We start from the raw sequence: 1,342 nt of genomic DNA, 5'->3' as shown, positions 1-1,342 counted from the left end.
AGTGCGCTCTGGTAAGCACACGATCGATAGTCCTACCTTGCGGTGGGACGGTCCCGGTCTGACCGGCGGGTGCCGTGCCGGGTTCACGCTTCACGGCCACCTGCCCGCGTATGCGGGTCTTCCGGTCGGCTCCACGTGCTGCCACCGGGCCACTCCCGGCGGTGTCGAATTCAGCTGCCAGGGCGGCCAGGTTCAGGGCGGCGTTGCGGTCCCGGTCGATGACCAGGCCGCACGCCTGGCAGGCGTACTCACGCTCGGAAAGGGCGAGTTTGGTTTTCACCGCGCCGCAGCCCGAGCAGGTCTTCGAGGACGGATACCAGCGGTCGGCCACGAGCAGCCGGCCGCCGTTCCAGGTGCTCTTGTACGCCAGTTGCCGACGGATCTCGGCGAACCCGGCGTCAGCGATGTGCCGGGCCAAACGCCGATTGGCGAGCATGCCGGTGACGTTGAGGTCTTCGACCACCACCGTGCCATGCGTTGCGGCGAGGCTGGTGGTGAGCTTGTGCAGGCCGTCCCGGCGCAGGTTCGCCACTCGGGCGTGCGCCCGAGCGAGCCGGGCCGCCGCGCGTTCCCAGCGTTTCGACGGGCGCCGGCCGGTACGCCGGTGCGGGCCGGTCTTGCGCGACAGCGCCCGGCCCAGCGCGCGGAGCCTGGCCTGCGTGGCGAGCAGGTGGCGCGGGTTGTCGACCAGCTCACCGGTGGACAGCACGGCGAGATGCTTGATTCCCACGTCCACGCCGACCACAGAGCCCGGCCGCGTCGGGGTCCGCTCGGCGCGTTCGACCTCAACGGTGAACGAGACATGCCAGCGCCCAGCCTCACGGCGCACCGTGGCCGACATGATCCGGGCGGTGCCGTTGTCGACGCGCCGGGCAAGCTTGCGGGCCGACTCGTGCAGCTTCAGCCGGCCCAGCCTCGGCAGCACCACGTGCATACGGTCGGGCTCGACCCGGATCGCCCCGGTCGTGAACCGCACCGATGCTGTGGTGCGCCGCCGCGACTTGAACCGGGGGAAGCCGACCGGCCGACCGGCCCGCTTACCGCTGCGGGACTCGGACCAGTTCTTCAACCCACGCGCCAGGGCGTCGAGGCCGGTGTTGAACGCCTCCTTGGACACCTCGGACCACCACGGCGCGACCTCGGTCTTCGCCCCGTTCCACGCTTTGCGCAGCCCGGCGAGCGACCACGACAGGCTCTCGGTGAGCTGCTCGTGCGGCACACCGTAGGTGCGCTCCGCGGCCCGCTGATCCGTGACCGCCTTGATCCGGGCCAGTGCCCAGTTGTGGGCGACACGAGCCGCCCCGGCGTGGGCGAGGACGTCGCGTTCCTGGCCAGGGTTGAG

1 protein-coding gene is annotated in these 1,342 nt (G+C 71.1%); it reads right to left on the bottom strand.

Annotated elements, in window-relative coordinates; translation table 11 throughout:
* Nucleotides 1–1,342 (bottom strand): IS607 family element RNA-guided endonuclease TnpB (gene tnpB / locus ACL02O_RS34200; RefSeq protein WP_412822320.1); only part of this gene is annotated, 1,342 nt, incomplete at both ends.

Origin of the sequence: Micromonospora mangrovicola, assembly GCF_047200535.1 — a bacterium.
Classification (GTDB): Bacteria; Actinomycetota; Actinomycetes; order Mycobacteriales; family Micromonosporaceae; genus Micromonospora.
The sequence above is the reverse complement of the archived record's forward strand: the minus strand, read 5'-3'. Positions and strand labels throughout refer to the sequence as shown.